This window comes from Stenotrophomonas sp. YJH_SMC_48-3, assembly GCF_059369375.1.
In genome coordinates this window covers 63,149-81,912 of record NZ_JCAFSQ010000001.1, presented here as the reverse complement: position 1 = coordinate 81,912, position 18,764 = coordinate 63,149, and the positions used below count along the sequence as shown (strand labels likewise).

Annotated in this window: 18 protein-coding genes; 5 read left to right on the top strand and 13 right to left on the bottom strand. The window is 66.8% G+C overall.

Annotated features, from left to right (window positions below):
- Positions 1 to 9: 9 nt before the first annotated feature.
- From AC5P65_RS00355 to AC5P65_RS00305, 11 genes are all read right to left on the bottom strand, one after another.
- Complete coding sequence (locus AC5P65_RS00355; RefSeq protein WP_495215349.1) at positions 10 to 267, bottom strand: acyl carrier protein; 258 nt, start codon at positions 265 to 267, stop codon at positions 10 to 12.
- A gap of 17 nt (positions 268 to 284) precedes the next feature.
- Positions 285 to 542, bottom strand: coding sequence for a phosphopantetheine-binding protein (locus AC5P65_RS00350; RefSeq protein ID WP_005411610.1), 258 nt, complete (start codon positions 540 to 542; stop codon positions 285 to 287).
- Positions 529 to 1,326, bottom strand: a complete 798-nt coding sequence (locus tag AC5P65_RS00345; protein WP_021203501.1) for a lysophospholipid acyltransferase family protein — start codon at positions 1,324 to 1,326, stop codon at positions 529 to 531. Before AC5P65_RS00345 ends, AC5P65_RS00350 begins: the two co-directional genes overlap by 14 nt.
- A complete protein-coding gene (locus tag AC5P65_RS00340; protein WP_111098821.1) occupies positions 1,319 to 2,062 on the bottom strand; it encodes a beta-ketoacyl synthase chain length factor in 744 nt (247 codons plus the stop codon). The genes AC5P65_RS00345 and AC5P65_RS00340 overlap by 8 nt, the downstream gene beginning before the upstream one ends.
- Before the next feature lie 215 nt (positions 2,063 to 2,277).
- Positions 2,278 to 3,291, bottom strand: a complete 1,014-nt coding sequence (cydB, locus tag AC5P65_RS00335) for a cytochrome d ubiquinol oxidase subunit II (RefSeq protein WP_021203502.1) — start codon at positions 3,289 to 3,291, stop codon at positions 2,278 to 2,280.
- Position 3,292: 1 nt separating this feature from the next.
- Positions 3,293 to 4,690 carry a cytochrome ubiquinol oxidase subunit I gene (locus AC5P65_RS00330; RefSeq protein ID WP_111098822.1) on the bottom strand — a complete coding sequence of 466 codons (1,398 nt, stop codon included), beginning with the start codon at positions 4,688 to 4,690 and terminating at the stop codon, positions 3,293 to 3,295.
- 129 nt (positions 4,691 to 4,819) lie between these two features.
- Positions 4,820 to 6,019, bottom strand: a complete 1,200-nt coding sequence (locus AC5P65_RS00325) for an ABC transporter permease (protein WP_111098823.1) — start codon at positions 6,017 to 6,019, stop codon at positions 4,820 to 4,822.
- 1 nt (position 6,020) lies between these two features.
- Positions 6,021 to 7,316, bottom strand: a complete 1,296-nt coding sequence (locus tag AC5P65_RS00320; RefSeq protein WP_241744991.1) for an ABC transporter permease — start codon at positions 7,314 to 7,316, stop codon at positions 6,021 to 6,023.
- Positions 7,317 to 7,637: 321 nt separating this feature from the next.
- The gene (locus AC5P65_RS00315) at positions 7,638 to 7,853 is read right to left on the bottom strand and encodes a hypothetical protein (protein WP_021203506.1); all 216 of its coding nucleotides are present in this window, start codon (positions 7,851 to 7,853) and stop codon (positions 7,638 to 7,640) included.
- Positions 7,850 to 8,503, bottom strand: a complete 654-nt coding sequence (locus AC5P65_RS00310; RefSeq protein ID WP_111098825.1) for an RNA polymerase sigma factor — start codon at positions 8,501 to 8,503, stop codon at positions 7,850 to 7,852. The genes AC5P65_RS00315 and AC5P65_RS00310 overlap by 4 nt, the downstream gene beginning before the upstream one ends.
- A gap of 37 nt (positions 8,504 to 8,540) precedes the next feature.
- Positions 8,541 to 8,870 carry a hypothetical protein gene (locus tag AC5P65_RS00305; RefSeq protein ID WP_111098826.1) on the bottom strand — a complete coding sequence of 110 codons (330 nt, stop codon included), beginning with the start codon at positions 8,868 to 8,870 and terminating at the stop codon, positions 8,541 to 8,543.
- 167 nt (positions 8,871 to 9,037) lie between these two features.
- Between AC5P65_RS00305 and AC5P65_RS00300 the strand changes: the two genes are divergently transcribed.
- From AC5P65_RS00300 to hemF, 5 genes are all read left to right on the top strand, one after another.
- On the top strand, positions 9,038 to 11,407 hold the full coding sequence (locus tag AC5P65_RS00300; RefSeq protein WP_031270268.1) for a S9 family peptidase: 2,370 nt from the start codon (positions 9,038 to 9,040) through the stop codon (positions 11,405 to 11,407).
- Positions 11,404 to 11,823 carry an NUDIX hydrolase gene (locus AC5P65_RS00295; protein WP_021203510.1) on the top strand — a complete coding sequence of 140 codons (420 nt, stop codon included), beginning with the start codon at positions 11,404 to 11,406 and terminating at the stop codon, positions 11,821 to 11,823. The genes AC5P65_RS00300 and AC5P65_RS00295 overlap by 4 nt, the downstream gene beginning before the upstream one ends.
- A 30-nt stretch (positions 11,824 to 11,853) precedes the next feature.
- Entirely contained in the window at positions 11,854 to 12,414 is a 561-nt protein-coding gene (locus AC5P65_RS00290) for a hypothetical protein (protein WP_111098828.1), read from the top strand.
- 70 nt (positions 12,415 to 12,484) lie between these two features.
- The gene (locus tag AC5P65_RS00285; protein WP_111098829.1) at positions 12,485 to 14,098 is read left to right on the top strand and encodes a hypothetical protein; all 1,614 of its coding nucleotides are present in this window, start codon (positions 12,485 to 12,487) and stop codon (positions 14,096 to 14,098) included.
- A gap of 54 nt (positions 14,099 to 14,152) precedes the next feature.
- Entirely contained in the window at positions 14,153 to 15,049 is an 897-nt protein-coding gene (gene hemF / locus AC5P65_RS00280) for an oxygen-dependent coproporphyrinogen oxidase (RefSeq protein WP_021203513.1), read from the top strand.
- Positions 15,050 to 15,085: 36 nt separating this feature from the next.
- Here the strand turns inward: hemF and AC5P65_RS00275 are convergent, their stop codons facing one another.
- Both AC5P65_RS00275 and polA read right to left on the bottom strand, forming a co-directional pair.
- A complete protein-coding gene (locus tag AC5P65_RS00275) occupies positions 15,086 to 15,565 on the bottom strand; it encodes a DUF421 domain-containing protein (protein WP_021203514.1) in 480 nt (159 codons plus the stop codon).
- 354 nt (positions 15,566 to 15,919) lie between these two features.
- Positions 15,920 to 18,694, bottom strand: coding sequence for a DNA polymerase I (gene polA / locus AC5P65_RS00270; protein ID WP_111098830.1), 2,775 nt, complete (start codon positions 18,692 to 18,694; stop codon positions 15,920 to 15,922).
- Positions 18,695 to 18,764: the final 70 nt, after the last annotated feature.

The window sequence follows — 18,764 nt, the reverse complement described above, 5'->3', positions numbered from 1 at the left end:
GCGCTGCGGTCAGGCGGCTGCCTGGTCCGGCAGCAGCCTGTGCACCACATCGACGATGTCCTGCACGGTACACACGGCCTTGAACGCTTCCGGCTGCAGGTTGCGGCCGAGCAGCGGCTTGAGCTGCACGATCAGGTCCACCGCATCGATGCTGTCGATGTCCAGGTCGTCGTACAGGCGGGCTTCCGGGGTGATCCGGGCCGTTTCGATCTCGAAGCTGTCGGTCAGGATGCTGACGATGCGTTCGAACAGTTCATTCTTGGTCATGGCAATTCCTGGCGCCGTTACGACTGGCGGGCGGCGACGAACTCGCCGAGCGCGCGCACGCTGGAGAAATGGCGACGGGTTTCTTCCGAATCGGCCGAGAGGCTGACACCGTACTTCTTCTGCAGCGCCAGTCCCAGCTCCAGCGCGTCGATCGAATCCAGGCCAAGGCCCTCGACGAACAGCGGCGCGGTCGGATCGATGTCCTCCGGCGTGATGTCCTCCAGCGAAAGGGAGGAAATGATCAATTCCTTGATCTCGTGCTCAAGTGCTTGCACGGTTCGGATCTCCAGACAGGTCGAAATAACGAGAAAGGTGCTCGGTGACGCGACGGGCCGCCAAGGCATCCCCCCTTGGCGAGTCGTCTTCGGCCAGAAATGGCGCGATCGGGATATCTTCGCCGATCTGCAGCCGAACGTGAAAGCGACGTGACGGGACACGATACCACTTCTGCCCCTTGGTCAGCGTTGGCGGGCTGCAGGTGATCCGCACCGGGGTGACGTCGATGCGGCCCCGTACGGCGATGTTGGCGGCCCCGCGCTGCAGCCGCGGTGGCTGCCCCGGCACGCTGCGGGTGCCTTCCGGGAAGATGACCAGGGTGCCTCCAGCGCGCACTGCGGCCACACAGTCATCGACCAGGCCGGCGCCATCGTCATTGGAAATGTAGCCGGCAGCCCGCACCGGGCCGCGCATGAACGGGTTGCAGGCCACCGCCCGCTTGACCACGCAGTCGGCGTTGGGAAGCAGCGAGATCAGGCAGACCACGTCGATCAGGGTCGGGTGGTTGGCCAGCACCAGCAGGCCGTCGCGCTGCAGGCGTTCGCCGCCCTCGATCTCGTAGGTCATCACCCCCAGCCCGCGCATCAGCCGCAGATGGCTGGCGAACGCGACCTGGACCACGCGCCGGGCACGGCGGCGCCGCGCCACCGGATCACGCATCAGCAGCAGCACCGGCATCACCAGAACGCCGAGCAGCAGCCCGCCCAAGCCGAATGCGGCAAAGCTCAGGCCGGTGCCGAGCACCCGCCAGGCATGATCGAGACGGCGCAGCGCCTCAGCCACGGCGCCCCCAGCGCCAACGCTGGCCCTGAGCCACGTGCTCCAGCGCCGGCGCGCCGGACAGCAGAAAGCGGTGCAGGTCCAGCGCGTGCGGCAGCAGGCCGGGCGCAGTGCTGGCCTGGCCGTCGGCCGGCTGCCACTGCAGCGACAGCGTCGGCCGGCCCTCTGCCGGAGCGGTCAAACGCCAGCACCATGCAAAGAACGGGTCAGGTTCGTCGGCAAACGTCGCGTAAATTTCAGGAAGCGGCGACTCATAGACCACCACCCGCACTTCGCGGGCGCCATCGGCGAGCAGACCGGCCGCTTCCAGGCAGGCGGTCTCGACCGTGGCCTGGCCGGCGGCCAGCGCCAGGTAGTTGCCGCGGTGACCGCGCGCGATCGAGTACAACGCAGCGATCGCGTTGTGCACCGACAGGCCGAACCCCGTCGGTGACAGGGGCTGATCGCTGGCGAGCGCCCCCAGCAGCTCCATCGAACGGGCCACGTCGCCGTGGCGGCTGGCGAACACCAGCGGCACCTGGCTGTCAGCGCCCTGCCCGTCCTCGCACCAGCAGGCAGCCTGGATCGCCATCCGGCCCAGCCGCTCGATTCGGCGGCGCTGCATTGCCGGGATTTCGGCGAGCGGCGGCGTGTCTTCGCCAACCGGCGGATACGGCGCATCGGCCCAGCCCAGCCACTGGCTACGCTCGCTCAGGCCGGGCGCCCAGGCAGCCCAGTCGACGATGGAGAATTCGATCATTAGCGAAGGTGCTTCAACGGGAGAACGATAGGCACGAGCCATTACGGCGACGCGCGGCGGCCCCCCGTTCCTGCAGCCGTGCGTCCGTCCAGGACGTCGCCGGCTGCCCCCCTGGCTGCCGGAAAGGAGCGCACGCTAGCACGTCCCGCCCGGGGTGTGCAGATTTCACATTCCACAACAGGGGGCCCGGCACCAGCGGGCCCCGCTTCAATCGATCAGTGGTAACCGCTATCGGCGCGCACTTTGCCGCGGAACACCCGGTACGACCACGCCGTATAGCCGAGGATGACCGGCAGCAGAATGACCAGGCCGACCAGGCTGAAGCCCAGCGAGGAGGCCGGCGCGGCGGCCTGCCACAGGGTCATCGACGGCGGCAGCAGATAGGGCCACATGCCCAGCACCAGGCCGAGGAAGCCAAGCACGAACAAGGCCAGGCTGAGCAGGAACGGCGGCAGGTCGCGGCGCGGATGGGTCGCGCTGCGCCACAGCGCGGCGGCCACCGCCAGCGTCAACAGCGGCACCGGCGACAGCCACCAGAAGTTGCCGTCGCTGAACCAGCGCGCCATCAACCGCGAATCGAGGAACGGCAGCCAGCTGCTGACCAGGCCCATCGCCGCGATCACCGCCACCACCAGCGGCCGGGTCATCTGCCGGGCCAGCGCCTGCACGCGCCCTTCGGTCTTCAGGATCAGCCAGGTGCTGCCCAACAACGCATAGCCAGCCACCAACGCAGCACCGGTCAGCATCGCGAACGGGCTGAACCAGGTGAATGCGCCGCCCTGGTAGACGCCGTCCACCAGCGGGATGCCCTGCACCAGGGTGCCGAGGATCACGCCCTGGGCAAAGGTCGCCAGCAGCGAACCGAGGCCGAACGCCACGCTCCACAGCCGGCGCGATCGATGCGCCTTGAAGCGGAACTCGAAGGCCACGCCGCGGAACACCAGCGCCACCACCAGCAGCAGCACCGGCAGGTACAGCGCCGACAACAGCACCGCATAGGCCTTCGGGAACGCCGCCAGCAGCCCGGCGCCGCCGAGCACCAGCCAGGTCTCGTTGCCGTCCCAGATCGGCGCGGCGGTGTTCATCATCAGGTCCAACTGCTCCTCGTCCTCGGCGAACGGGGCCAGGATGCCGATACCGAGCACGAAGCCATCCAGCACCACGTACATCAGCACGCCGAAGCCGATCACCGCAAACCACGCCACCGGCAGCCAGGTCATCAGGTCCATGTCAGCGCTCCTCCAGCGGTTCGTCGGCCGCCGACAGCGGGCGTGCCGGGGTGTGGCTGCCGTGGTCCAGCGATGGCCCATCATCGTGCGGACGCGGTCCGTGGCGCAGGATCTTCACCAGGTACCAGATGCCCCAGCCGAACACGAAGGCGTAGCCAACGACGTAGACCGCCAGCGACAGCGCGGTCATCCACGCGCTCTGCGGGCCGACCGCATCAGCGGTGCGCAGCACGCCATACACCACCCACGGTTGGCGGCCCATCTCGGTGACGAACCACCCGGACAGCAGCGCGATGAAGCCGCTGGGCAGCATCCAGTTCCAGCCGCGCAGCAGCCACGGCGAATCCAGCAGCTTCCTGCGCCACAACTGGAACGCCGACACCCAGGCCAGCAGCAGCATCAGCGTGCCCAGCCCGACCATGATGCGGAAGGCGAAGAACACCGGCGTCACCGGCGGCCGCTCGCTGGACGGTACCGAAGTGAGCGGGTCGAAGGTGCCGTCCAGGCTGTGGGTGAGGATCACGCTGCCCAGCTTCGGGATGGCAACTTCGAAATCATTGCGCTCTTCCTTCTCGTTCGGCAGCGCGAACACCACCAGCGGTACGCCCTCGCCCTCCTTGGTTTCATGCCAGTGCGCTTCCATCGCCGCTATCTTCATCGGCTGGTGCTTGAGCGTGTTCAGGCCATGCATGTCGCCGACGAAAATCTGCACCGGCACGGTCAGTGCCGCGAACGCCACCGCTGCCACCAGCATGCGCCGGCCCGCTTCCACATGCGTGCCCTTGCGCAGGTACCACGCACCGACACCACCGATCACGAAACAGGTGGTGATGAACGAACCCAGCGCCATGTGCGCCAGGCGATAGGGGAACGAGGGGTTGAACACCACCTGCCACCAGTCCACCGGATGCACGATGCCGTTGACCATCTCGTAGCCGGTCGGCGTATGCAGCCAGCTGTTGGACGACAGGATCCAGAACGTGGAGAACAGCGTGCCCAGCGCCACCATGCAGGTGGACAGGAAATGCAGGCGCGGCGAAACCCGGCCCCAGCCGAACATCATCACGCCGAGGAAGCTGGCTTCCAGGAAGAACGCGGTCAGCACTTCGTAGGTCAGCAGCGGGCCGATGACCGTGCCGGCCACCTCGCTCAGCCGTGGCCAGTTGGTTCCGAACTGGAAGGCCATGACGATGCCGCTGACCACGCCCATGCCGAACGACACCGCGAAGATCTTCTGCCAGAAGAAATACAGCTCGCGCCACACGGGCAACTTCGTGCGCAGCCAGCGCCATTCGATGAAGGCCAGCCAGCTGGCCGTGCCAATGGTGAAGGCGGGGAACAGCACATGGAAACTGATGACGAATCCGAACTGGATCCGGGACAACAACAACGCGTCCAAGGGACGCCTCCTGCCTGTGACCGGTGGGATACCGGACCACTTTAGGAGGATTTCGTTAAGACGGGATGCGACCGGGTGACGCGCTGCTTCACTTTGTCGCAGGTGAAGCCGGGTGACAGGATGAATGGGCTACAGGGGCTTCAGCAGGGTCAAGGGCGGCTCCTTGGCGATTCGCAGGGCCCGGGGTACCAGTGCAGTCAAGCAGGCCGCCATCACCAGCACAACAGCGCTCGATATCGAGAACCACGGTGAACCTGTGATGCCGTCCTGCGGCGCCCCTACCCACTGCAACGACACCGCGCCGAGCAGGGCGCCCAGCGTGGTGAACAGTGAAACCTCGAACATGATTTCGGCGAAGATCACGGACCTGCGAGCACCTAATGTCCGTCGAACCCCGATGGAGTACCGGCGCCGGTCAAGCCACGCGCCTACAACTCCGGAAACGCCGGCCATCAGCACACCGAGAACAACGGCCGTCATGACCGCGAGCACGGTCGTAGCAAAGCGATCAGCTTTGACGTAGGCGTCGCGATATCCCGCCAGGGTCTCGACACCGGCCGGAGTCACGATCCGATAAGGCCGCTGCAGCGCATCGACAGTACGATCAAGCGATGAACGATCAACCTCCGACCTCCACTTCGCCAGATAGTAGCGACTGGCGCCCATGGGGAGGCCCGGAAGTAGCGCCCACTGCGAGTCCCGCTCATTACCTCCTGGTGCCGGTCCAGCAACAGAGGCAAATACGCCCATGATGACCCGGCTGCTGCCGGGGCCGAAATACAGGTGGCGGCCAACAGCACTCTCCGTTCCGAACAGTCGGGCAGCCAGCGATTCACTGATCAGCACCACCGGAGTGCCTTCAACCATGTCGTCCTCCGTGGCGTCCCGCCCCAGGACGATTCCCGCGCCCAGCATCGCCAGCAGACCAGAGCTTGCAGTTACCACGGGAATGCGATCACATCCGGCAACGTCTGTCGTACCCGCATTCATCGAATACACCATGGCCGACTCACTGGTGCATACGCCGTATCGATGGGCTCTTCCTCCGAACGGAACAGCGTCGCTCACAACCGTGTCCTGAACACCGGGCAGCCGGATCGCGGACAGGTCTGCCCGCTGCACTGCTGCATCCGCGCCTTCTTCGACATCGGATACCCTGACCACACCAATCGATGCTGCCTCCCGGATGCTCCCGGTGTTCAATCTGGCGAAGCTGTCCAGCGCAGATTGCAGTGCGAACGCACATGCCAGGCTTGCAAGCGCTGCCTGCACTGCAAGCAGTGCGGCGCTTCCCAAATGCCGTCGAGTCTCCCTCATCGATTCGATCATTTCAGGCAACCCCCTTCGCAAAGGCATTCGAAAGGGAGCTGACCCTGCAGATTTCAAACGACGGGACCAATGAACAGAGCAACGTCGTGACGACTCCCAGGCCGGCGGCCATCAGCATTGCCCCAGCATGCATCGCGGTTATCGCGCTGGGCAGAACGTCTCCCGCAGCAACCACCCGGATTCCCAGCATATAGGTGACGACAGCGAGCGCACTGCTTGCGGCTCCCGCCGCGATGGATTCCCACATGAGCTGGATGAACACGTCCCGGCGTCGCGCGCCCAGTGCACGTCGTATCGCGAGCTCCCGCCGACGGCGCCCCAGACTGAAGCTGAGCAGCGCCGCCGCGTTGACGATGCACACACCGAGAAGGATCAGTGACAGCCGAAGCTGCATCCTGGCCCGCTCTGGAACCAATCCCAGCCTGTCCAGCCAATCCTTCAAAGGCCAGAGTGCCACCTGCTGGGTGCCTGGTTCGATCCGAAGACCCTTTGCCTGTGCATAGGCATTCAGATTCGCCCGGTAGGCGGCGACATCATCTGCGGTGGGCAGCCACGCCCACAATTGAAGCCATGACACGTTGGCTCCTGCAGGGTCCGTGTCCTGGTCACCTCCCCAAATCGCCGTCCCGTCCACAACAGTCAGCCTGTCCGCGATTGCGGTCTCAACCGGCAGGTAGATCTCGTCAGGTTCCACAAACGGCCGGCGTGTGAGATCTCCCTGAAACATCGGCACCGGATGCCAGTCCTCCGCGACACCCACAACGGTATAGGTGCGCCTGCCCAGTTCCAACCGATGACCAACACAGTCCTGTGCACACTCACGCGCGGCGAGCGCACGCGAAAGCACCACGATTCGACTCGCAGCATGCCCCTCCTCGGCGGTCCATGCCCGTCCTTGAACAACGGCAATGCCAAGCACACTGAAGACTTCCGACGTAGCGAACCTCGCACGCAGCCTTGCGCTGGAGGCTCCCGGCCGGGAGAGCGTCACCGCCCCCCCTGCCATTGCTGCCTGTTTCCACGTCCCACCTTGGCCCAGAAGCGCCTTCGCATCTGGCCAGGTCAGTGCCTGTCCCGGATCCGGGGAACCACTGCGCAGGGCATCTGGACGCGCGTCAAGGTACGGGCGGAACAATGCGGAGCTCCGGCCTGGTGCGGGATCCGACGATGCCTGGAGAACAATGGAGAGCATCACGGTGGTGATCCCTACCCCCGCACCCAGCATGAGAGCGATTGCCAGATGAGTGCCGATCCGTTGCTTGAAACGGGCAAGCGAAAGCTGGATGTAGTAGAGCATCATCCAACTGCAGCCGGCGTTGGATTACTGGCGCACCTGTCCATGTGATTCTCACTCCATACCCGTGGAAGCTGATGGTTGAGAGTCTCTGATTGTGAAACTCCGACTCAAGCGGAGGGATGGAGTTTGCAACTTTCCTCAGGAAACACACGTAGCTCGCGGACCCTGGATAGAGCGACTGCCACTGATGACGAGGCCGACGTGACGGAGTCTGACGGGAAAGGCCAACTGCCGACGTGGAGACAACGCCCGACGCTTGGATATCTGATCGGAAGTTGGAGGAAGAAACGTCCCAAAGCAGTTGCGGGCGTCAATGTTCTTCTAGACCCAGAAGTACCAAGCGCCGGCCGCCAGCAGCGCACCCACCAGCATTACCTGCACCACCACATAGCCCACGCCACTGTCGCGCGACTCGGCGGCAATGCGCTTCTGCAGCGCCTCGCTCACATTCGGTGTCTGTTCCTGCTGAGCCTGCTCACGCAACGCCTGCGCCAGCGCGCGCTCTTCCGCATCGCGAGGGTCGGTGGGTGGGTTCACAGCAGCTCTCCGGCAGTGGCATGCCGCGTCAGTTCCTGCTTCAGGACTTGGCGCGCGCGGTGCAGGTGGCTCTTGATGGTACCGCGTGCCAGCCCAGTCACCTGCTCGATCTCGGCCAGATCGAAATCCTCCAGGTAATGCAGGCCGACGATCAGCCGCTGCGGTGCACTCAGCCGTTCCAGCGCCTCGCCAAGATGGCGACCAGCCTGCAGCGCCTCGCTCAGTTCAGCCGGCCCCGGCCCTTCATCGCCAATACCCAGTTCCTCGGGTACTTCCACCGCCACCATCCATTGCGCCTCCAGCCATCGCCGGCGCAGGTGCTGCAACGCCGTGGTGTAAGCCACCCGTGAAACCCAGGTGCGCAACGAAGATTCAAAGCGGAACCGGTGCAGCTGGCGGAACACGGCCAGGAAGGTTTCCTGCAGCAGGTCAGCCACCTGGTCGCGGTCGCCCACCATGCGTCCGATCACATGCGCGCAGGTGCGCTGGTGGGTCTCCACCAGCTGCGCGAAGGCCGACTGCGAGCCGTCGATGATGGCCCGCACCAAGGCTTGGTCCGCATCCAGCGGTTCGATGGGTGCCGCCGTCGCCGCCGTATCGTGGCGGCGATGGCCCCGCAGTGCCGACAATGCTTCGCCGAGCAGGCTCATCTACGGGGCGCCCCCTGTGCCCGTGGCATGCGCCGGCTCAGCCCTTGCGCGCGGCAGGGCCGGTGAAGTGCCAGGCCAGCAGCTGGCCAAGGCCGGCGCTGCCAACCATCGCAGCGGAGGCGCCGAAGGTCAGCTCGCGTGCACCGATCGCCTCCAGCAGGCCCATCGCCACGGCCAAGCTGACCAAGCTGATGCCCCAGCGCAGCGCGCCCTGGCGGCGGCGCTCTTCTTCCAGAACGGCCAGCGAGCGGATCACTTCCTCGGGCACGTGCGGGGCCACCAGCTTGCTACGCGCGCGGGCATCGGCAATGGCGTGGATCGCGTAGGCGATGCAGATGAAGAGGGTGATCGGGATCAATTCCTGCATGGTCGGGCTCCTGTTCGGTGGATGATGCGGGTTCAGGAGAATGGATGCGCGACCACGGCAACCGGTTGCGCCACTTTGCCAATCCCGCTGCCATGACCTGTGGCCCCTGCCCCCGGCCCGGACGGCTGCTACCCTTGGCCGGTTTCCTCTTCTGGTGCCGTCCGCCCATGTCCCGAGTGCTGCCCCTGTCCCTCCTGCTGTCGGCCGTGCTGGCCGCACCGGCCGCGCACGCCGCGCTGACGCCGATCACCATTGAACAGGCGATGGCCGACCCGGACTGGATCGGTCCGCCGGTCGAGAAGGCCTGGTGGTCGTGGAACAGCCAGCAGGTGGAGTACCAGCTCAAGCGCAGCGGCAGCCCGGTACGCGACACCTTCCGCCAGCCGCTGACCGGCGGCGTGGCCGCGCAGGTGGCCGATGACCAGCGCGGCACCCTGGACGTGGCCGATCCCGTCTACGATCGCAACCGCAGCCGCAGCGCCTTCGTGCGCAATGGCGATGTGTTCGTGCGCGACCTGCGCAGTGGCGCGCTGACCCAGCTCACCCGCAGCAACGAACGCGCGGGCAACGTGAACTTCGCCGCCGACAATGGCGTGATCTGGCGCGTCGGCCAGAACTGGTTCCACTGGACCGCCGCCAGCGGCGTGCAGCAGGTGGCCAGCCTGAAGGCCGAAAAGGATCCGCGTACGCCGCCGAAGGCCGATGTGCTGCGCGACCAGCAGCTGCGCACGCTGGAAACCCTGCGCCGCGACCGCGAGCAGCGCGAGGCATTGAAGGACCAGGACCAGCGCTGGCGCCAGGCCGACCCGACGCGTGCGCCGGGCCCGGTGTACCTGGGCGCCGACGTGGAGATCGCCGACAGCGTGCTGTCGCCGGACCTGACCCACCTGATCGTGGTGACCAAGCCGAAGGACTTCGACGACGGCCGCACCAGCAAGATGCCGCTGTATGTGACCGAATCGGGTTACGAGGAAACCGAGGACACCCGCACCCGCGTCGGCCGCAATGGCTTCGAGCCGCACACGCTGTGGTACGTGGACGTGCGCACCGGCAAGGCCGAAAAGGTCTCGCTGGCCAGCCTGCCGGGCATCAGCACCGACCCGCTGGCCGAACTGCGCCGCAAGGCCGGCAAGGACGCGCTGAAGGGTGAGCGCAGCGTGCAGGTGATGAGCGACTTCATGGGCGGCGGCATCCGCTGGAGCGCCGATGGCCAGCAGGCCGCGGTGATGCTGCGTGCCAACGACAACAAGGACCGCTGGATCATCAGCGTCAACGCTGCCGACGGCCGTGTGCAGAACCGCCACCGCCTGACCGACAACGCCTGGATCAACTGGGGCTTCAACGATTTCGGCTGGATGGCCGATGGCCGCACGCTGTGGCTGCTGTCGGAGGAATCGGGCTTCTCGCACCTGTATACCCAGGCCGGCACGGCCAAGCCGCAGGCGCTGACCAGCGGCAAGTGGGAAACCTCGGCGCCGGTGCCGTCGGCCGATGGCAAGGGCTTCTACTTCCTGTGCAACCAGCAGGCGCCGCATGACTACGAAGTCTGCGCGGTCGACACCGGCAGCCGCCAGGTGCGCGAGCTGACCAGCCTCAACGGCGTGGAGGATTTCTCGCTGTCGCCGGACGGCCAGCAGCTGCTGGTGCGCTACTCCGGCGCCTACCTGCCGCCGCAGCTGGCCGTGCTGCCCAGTGCCGGTGGCCAGGCACGCGTGCTGACCGACACCCGCACCGCCGACTACAAGGCGCGCCAGTGGATCCAGCCGAAGCTGGTGGCAGTGCCGTCCAAGCATGGTGCTGGCGTGGTCTGGGCCAAGTACTACGAACCGGAAAACAAGGAACCGGGGAAGAAGTACCCGATCGTGATGTTCGTGCACGGCGCCGGCTACCTGCAGAACGTGCACCAGCGCTACCCGGCCTACTTCCGCGAGCAGATGTTCCACAACCTGCTGGTGCAGAAGGGCTACATCGTGCTGGACATGGATTACCGCGGCAGCGAGGGCTACGGCCGCGACTGGCGCACGGCCATCTACCGCAACATGGGGCACCCGGAACTGGAAGACTACAAGGACGGCCTGGACTGGCTGGTCGACACCCAGCAGGGTGACCGCGACCACGCCGGCATCTACGGTGGTTCCTACGGCGGTTTCATGACCTTCATGGCGCTGTTCCGTGCACCGGGCACGTTCAAGGCCGGCGCCGCGCTGCGCCCGGTGGTGGACTGGCACAACTACAACCACGGCTACACCAGCAACATCCTCAACACCCCGGACATCGACCCGGAGGCGTACCGCGTTTCCTCGCCGATCGAGTATGCGCAGAACCTGCAGGACAACCTGCTGATCGCCCACGGCATGATGGATGACAACGTGTTCTTCCAGGATTCGGTGAACCTGACCCAGCGCCTGATCGAACTGCACAAGGACAACTGGTCGATCGCCCCGTACCCACTGGAACGTCACGGCTACGTGCGTGCCGATTCCTGGCTGGACCAGTACAAGCGCATCCTCAAGCTGTTCGAGCAGAACCTGAAGTGAGCAACGCCGCAGCCACGATCCGGATCGTGGCTGCGGTCATCCTGGATGACCGCGGCCAGGCGCTGGTGGTGCGCAAGCACGGTGCACGCCGCTTCATCCAGCCAGGTGGCAAGCCCGAACCCGGCGAGGCGCCCCTGCAGGCGCTGGCCCGCGAGCTGGAAGAAGAACTGGGGGTACAGCTGCGCGCCAATGCCGCCATCGGGCTGGGCACGTTCGAGGACTGGGCGGTGAACGAACCCGGCCACCGCGTGCAGGCACAGGCCTGGTGGGTGCAGGTGGACGGTGCGCCGCAGGCGCGCGCCGAGATCGCCGAGCTGGCCTGGGTGCCGCTGCAACCGCCGCATGGCCTGCCCTTGGCACCCTTGAGCGAACACCATATCCTGCCGGCGGTCGCCACCCGGGTGACGGTCCGCTGAGCAGGCGGGCGCCGACTGCAAGGACATCGGATGTCAATGTCGATCCCGTCGATCCCCTCGCCGCCGTCCCCGGCCTATCACGCCTGGATGCGCCCGGTGGCACAGGCCTCGTTCTGGCTGTCACTGCTGCTGACGATCTACTTCGTGCTGCAGGGACTGGTGCTGTGGCCGCTGAACCACCTTGCGCTGTGGCACCTGGTGGAAAGCGAAGTGCAGCACCAGCAGCTGCACAGCCTGGTCTGGCTGCTGGCGCACCCGGTGGCCGCGTCAATGATCGTCGCGCTGTTGTGCCTGGCCTCGACCGTGTCCAGCTGGGGCCTGCTGCGTGAACGTCGCTGGGGCCTGTGGAGCTTCGTGGTGCTGCTGCTGTTGAGCGGCTTGAGCAACTTCGCAGTCGCCTGGTGGCTGGACGTGTTCATGCGCGACCTCATCCCATTGCTGGCCGATGACCCGGCCCTGCTGCAGGAGCTGCAGCTGAAACGCTGGCTGATCACGCTGACCGTGGTCGGCATGTCGTTCGTGCTTCTCGGCCTGCAGGGCTGGCTGGCCTGGCGCCTGCTGCGCCCCGACGTGCGCGCGCGCTTCCGCTGAGTTCTGCCGGGTGTGGGCCAGGGCCTCCGGCAGCACCCGGCGTTTTGCTTTTGATCGTCAACGAGTCGACATGCTCTCACTCGCACCGTACCGCCACTGGCTGGCCTGGGCGTTGCTGCTGGCCACGCCGGTGGCCGCGGCACAGGCACCGCAATGCGGCCTGTTCAAGGCCGACGAAGGCAGCAGCACGCTGCGCGTCAGCTCATCCAACCGTGGCGAGCAGAAGCACTTCGGCAGCGCTCCGACGCCGGTCGCGTTCCAGCAGATCGAAGGCAAGCTGCAGCTGGTGAGTCTGGAATATGGCCTGCCCAGCGCGCTGCAGGTGCGCGACCGTGGCCGCACCCTCGAGGTGGACGGCACGGTCTACACCCTGCAGGCCCCTGCACAGTGCGCCGCAGCCGCTGCGCCGGCTGCGGGCAGCTGCCTGGCCGATGCGGCGGCCTGCCTGGACAACCGCCACGAGGCGACCCCGACCGTGCTGGCAGCGGCGTGCCGGGAAGGCGTGCCCGGCATGTGCCTGCAGCTGGCCGATCGCTGGCATGACGAGGCCAGGGCGCCGGCCACGCCGGATGAGGCGCAGCAACAGGCCCTCCTCGATACCGCACTGGCCGGCATCGAACTGCCTGTGCCGTGCCGGAATGGCGGCTTCAGCAACGAGACACCGGCCTGTGCAGCGGCGCTGGAAGCGGATCCGGCGCTGCGGGAGCAGATCGTCAAGGCCGCGATGGGTGCGGCGATGGTCGAAGCCGTGAGCTCCGTGCTGTCACCCTCCACGCCGGTAGTGGTGCCGGCCGCGCAGCGCCAGCAGCTGTTGGAGTTGTGCCAGCAGGTCGGCCATGGCGGCTTCTGCAGCCGCGTGGCCGAGCTCTCGTGGGAATCCGGCGACCCCTTGCAGGCGGTGCAGGCACTGACCACAGCGTGCGCGCCCGGCAAGGACAGCGCCGCCTGCGAGCGCCTGCCTGCATTGCAGGCGCTGGGCGCCTCGTTGCGACCGCAGCCGGCTACGGCGCTGCCCTGCGGCACCTTCCGCGCCGCAGGTGGCCTGATGGATACGCTGGACTTCGGCGATGCAGGACGGGTCGGCATCGGCTGGGACAGCCAGCTGCGTGCTCGTGTCGAAGACGGCGACATCCGCATCCGCCACGACAAGGGCGGCGACTTCGTGCTGCGGCCGTTGCCCGGGGGCCAGCTGCTGGGCCTGGACACGTGGACACGCTTCCAGGTGTTCGTGCCGACCGGCGAGGGCGCGAGCACCTGCAGCCCGCCGAAACACTACACGGTGCTGCCGCTGCCGCAGGACTGCCCGCAGGCGCTGGCCAGCGGCGGTGCCGAAGCCTGCTGCGCGCAGGGCAAGCTGCAGGGCTGCAACATTCTTGGCAACCGTCTTGCGCTGTCCGGCCAGTGGCGACAGGCGGCAGAGCACTACACCACCGTGTGCCGTGCCGGCGTGCGCGAGGGCTGCGAAAACCTGGTCGCAGCGCAGGGCCGCAGCAGCGACGTCGACGCCCATGCGACGCTGGAGCGGCTGTGTGCCGCCGACCGCAGCGGGCGCCACGTCGCCTGCGACGTGCTGGACACCGGAAACTGGAGCGCCCTGGAGCTGGGCCGCGTCCTGCAGGAGGCGGTGGACGAAGCGACGGCCGAGGACACTCCGGCGCCGCGCGCTTCCAACCGCAAGCGCTGAGCCTGCCAGGGCCTGTCCGCAGCGTTGGCCGGGCCCTGCGGTAAAGTACGCGCCATGAATGAATTCGAGCGCGTGCGCACCTACCTCACCGACCTGCAGGACCGCATCTGTGCGGCGATCGAGGCCGTCGATGGCCGGGCCCGCTTCCAGGAAGACCTGTGGCAGCGTGCAGAGGGCGGTGGCGGGCGTACCCGCGTGCTGCGCGACGGTGCGGTGTTCGAGCAGGCCGGCATCGGCTTCTCCGACGTTGCTGGCAGCCGCCTGCCGCCGTCGGCCTCGGCCAACCGCCCGGAACTGGCGGGCGCCTCCTGGCGCGCCACCGGCGTGTCGCTGGTGTTCCACCCGCTCAACCCGTACGTGCCGACCACCCATGCCAACGTGCGCTTTTTCCAGGCGCAGCGCGACGGTGAAGTGGTGGCCAGCTGGTTCGGCGGCGGCTTCGACCTGACCCCGTTCTACCCGTTCGACGAGGACGTGCAGCACTGGCACCGGGTCGCACGCGATCTGTGTGCACCGTTCGGCGACGAACGCTACGCCGCGCACAAGCGCTGGTGTGATGAGTACTTCTTCCTGCGCCACCGCAACGAAACGCGCGGCGTCGGCGGTCTGTTCTTCGACGACCTGCACGGCGACTTCGAGCGCGATTTCGATTATCTGCGCGCGGTCGGCGATGGCTTCCTCGACGCCTACCTGCCGATCGTGCAGCAGCGCAAGGACGCCATCTATGGCGAGCGCGAACGCGAGTTCCAGCTGTACCGCCGCGGCCGCTACGTGGAATTCAACCTGGTCTACGACCGCGGCACCCTGTTCGGGCTGCAGAGCGGTGGCCGCAGCGAAAGCATCCTGATGAGCCTGCCGCCGCGGGTGCGCTGGGAATACGGCTTCTCGCCCGAACCCGGCAGCCCCGAATCGCGCCTGGCCGACTACCTGGTGCCGCGCGACTGGCTCTGAGGGGTGTCGTCGCGCGGGGCGTGGGCTCGGCGCTGGTCAGCTGCCCTTCCGCGCGATGATGGTGATGTGTCCTGTCGTCTCCAGCAGGGCAATCTGCACATCTTCAATCTGCAGCCCGCCCTGCTGGCGCAGCGCGGCATCGAAGTCGGCGCGGCTGATCAGCTCGCGCCGAAGTACCGCCTCGAACAGGCGACCGTCGCGCGCGATTACGGTGGGTTCTCCTTCGATCAACCGCTCCATGCGCCGATTCCGGGTGGTGAGCCAGCCCACCCCGTAGTTCAGCAGGATCAGGGTCGCCGCCAGCAGCAGGCCGCCGCCCAGCGAGGTATCCGTGCCCAGCAGCGCGTTCTGCACCGCGTTGCCCAGCAGCACGATCAGCAGCACGTCGAACGGCGTGATCTGCCCCAGAGCCCGCTTGCCGCCCAGCCGGACCATGCCCAGCACCACGACGTAGACCACCACCGCGCGCAGGATGAATTCCCACCACGGCATGGCCAGGGCGAACAGGTCGGGCATGGTCTTCCCCTGCGGAACGGTGGCCCAGCCTAGCACCTGGGGTCAGATCCCTCTGCCCCATCAGCGCCCGGGGTATGCCATCGGCACAAATAAAAAGCCCCGCTGACCAGGGGGAGGTCAACGGGGCCGGGGAACGGGCACTTGGGGAGGAGTCCCCGTTCCGAGATCTGCTCCAGGGGATGGGAGAGATCCACAACAGGCATTGCGCCTGTCGGGAGTTATAGAAGCACTCCGAACACTAACGGTTCGTGAAGGGGCCCCATTTAATGAAATTCAATCGGGGCAACATTCATGGTCGAGTCAGAAACCCCCGACTCATGAACAAATTCACGTCGTTTTCGGCCCGGAATGCGGTCAGTGCGCTTCATCCCAGTTGCTGCCGACGCCCGTATCGACCACCAGCGGCACCCGAAGTTTGGCCGCTTGCGACATGCGTTCCACCACCTGCAAGCGCAAGTCTTCCACGAAACTGCTTTCGGTTTCGAACACCAGTTCATCGTGCACCTGCAGGATCATCCGTGCCGGTGCCCCGCTGTCGCGCAGCCACTGGTCCACATCCACCATCGCGCGCTTGATGATGTCGGCGGCTGTGCCCTGCATCGGCGCGTTGATCGCGGCGCGCTCGGCCCCGGCACGCAGGCCCTGGTTGCGGGCGTGGATGTCGTTCAGGTACAGGCGGCGGCCGAACAGGGTTTCCACATAGCCCTGGTCGCGGGCCTGCTGGCGCATCCGCTCCATGAAGTCACGCACGCCCGGGTAGCGGCTGAAGTACAGCGCCACGTAGTCCTGCGCCTGGCCGCGGTCGATGCCCAGGTTGCGGGCCAGGCCGAAGGCGCTCATGCCGTACATCAGGCCGAAGTTGATCGCCTTGGCAGCGCGGCGCTCGTTCGGGGTCACCTCTTCGAGCGTACGCCCGAACACCTCGGCGGCGGTGGCCCGGTGCACGTCGGCGCCCTGCTCGAAGGCGCGCACCAGGCCCGGGTCCTCGGACAGGTGCGCCATGATCCGCAGCTCGATCTGCGAATAGTCGGCGGCCAGCAGCTGGCAGCCTTCCGGGGCGATGAACGCGCGGCGGATGCGACGACCGTCCTCGGTGCGGATCGGGATGTTCTGCAGGTTCGGGTCCGACGAGGACAGGCGGCCGGTAGCGGCGCCGGACTGGTGGTAGCTGGTGTGCACCCGGCCGGTGTCCGGATTGACCATCTCCGGCAGCTTGTCGGTGTAGGTGCTGCGCAGCTTGGCCAATCCGCGGTAGTCGAGGATCACCCGCGGCAGTTCATGCTGGTCGGCAATCGCCTCCAGCGCCTCTTCGTTGGTGCTGGGCTGGCCCTTCGGGGTCTTCACCACCGCCGGCAGCTTCAACTCGTCGAACAGCACCGCCTGCAGCTGCTTGGGCGAATCCAGGTTGAAGCTGCGGCCGGCCAGCTCGGTGGCCTTCTGCTGCGCGGCCAGCATGCGCGAGGACAGGTCCTGGCTCTGCCGGCGCAGTTCGTCGGTGTCGATCCGCACGCCATTGGCTTCGATGCTGGCCAGCACCGGCACCAGCGGCATCTCGATGTCGCGGTACACGCTGTCCAGCGCCGGCTCGGCCAGCAGCTGCGGCTGCAGCGCGCGATGCAGGCGCAGGGTGATGTCGGCGTCTTCGGCCGCATAGCGGCTGGCTTCGTCGATGCCCACCTGCGAGAACGGGATCTGCTTGGCGCCCTTGCCGGCCACGTCCTCGAACTTGATGGTGCTGTAGCCCAGGTAACGCAGGGCCAGCGAATCCATGTCGTGGCGGGTGGCGGTGGAGTTGAGCACGAAGCTCTCGAGCATGGTGTCGTCGTGGTAGCCCTGCACGTCCACGCCGTGGCGGCGCAGCACATGCAGGTCGTACTTGCCATGCTGGCCCAGCTTCTTCTTCGCCGGGTCCTGCAGCGCCGGGCGCAGTGCGTCCAGCACCTGCTGCATCGGCAGCTGGGCCGGCGCACCCGGGTAATCGTGGCCGACCGGAATGTAGGCCGCCCTGCCCGGCTCGACCGCCAGGCTGATGCCGACCAGGCGCGCGCGCATCGCATCCAGTGCGTCGGTCTCGGTGTCGAAGCTGATCAGGTCGGCCTGCTGCAGGCGTTCGACCCAGGCCTGCAGCTGCTCGGCGGTCAGTACGGTCTCGTATTCACCCGGCGCGGACAGTGCCGGATCCAGCGTGCCGGCGGCGGGCGCCTCGACGCTGCCACGTGCGAAGCCGGCCGCGGTACCGCGCAGGCTCGGGGTGGCCTCGCTGGCGGCCACCGGTGCCGGCACAGGCGCGCCCAGCTCCTTCAGCGCCTGGGTGAAGCCGTAGCGCGTATACAGTTCGGTCAGCTCCGGCACGTCCTGCTCGCGCAGCGCCAGGCTGGTCGGGCTGGCCTCGAGCGACAAGTCGGTGCGGATGGTCACCAGCTCGCGGTTCAGCGGCAGGCGTTCCAGTGCAGCGCGCAGGTTCTCGCCGATCTTGCCCTTCATGGTCGGCGCGGCCGCCATCACCCCGTCCAGGTGCTGGTACTCGGCCAGCCACTTGGCAGCGGTCTTCGGCCCGCACTTCTCCACGCCCGGCACGTTGTCGACCGCGTCGCCCATCAGCGCCAGCAGGTCGACGATCTGATCGGCGCGCACGCCGAACTTGTCCATCACCGCCGCGTCGGAATCCATGCGGCTGCCGGTCATGGTGTTGACCAGCTCGATGCCCGGGCGCACCAACTGGGCGAAGTCCTTGTCGCCGGTGGAGATGGTCACCTTCAGGTCCTGCGCCAGGCCCTGCAGCGCCAGCGTGCCGATCACATCGTCGGCTTCCACGCCGGGGATGCGCAGGATGCTGATGCCCAGCGCTTCGACGATGCGGCACATCGGCTCGACCTGGCTGCGCAGCTCATCGGGCATCGGCGGGCGGTTGGCCTTGTACTGGTCGTACAGGTCATCACGGAAGGTCTTGCCGGGCGCATCGACCACGAACGCGACGTAGGCCGGGCGCTCCTTCAGCGTCGAACGCAGCATGTTGACCACGCCGAACAGCGCGCCGGTGGGCTCACCCTGTGCATTGGACAGGGGCGGCAGCGCGTGGAACGCGCGGTACAGGTAACTGGACCCGTCGATCAGGACTAATCTGCTCATGCGCCGATTCTACGCGCCCGTGCCTGCACCGCGACGACACGGCACGCACCTGGCGATGGGGCATAATCAG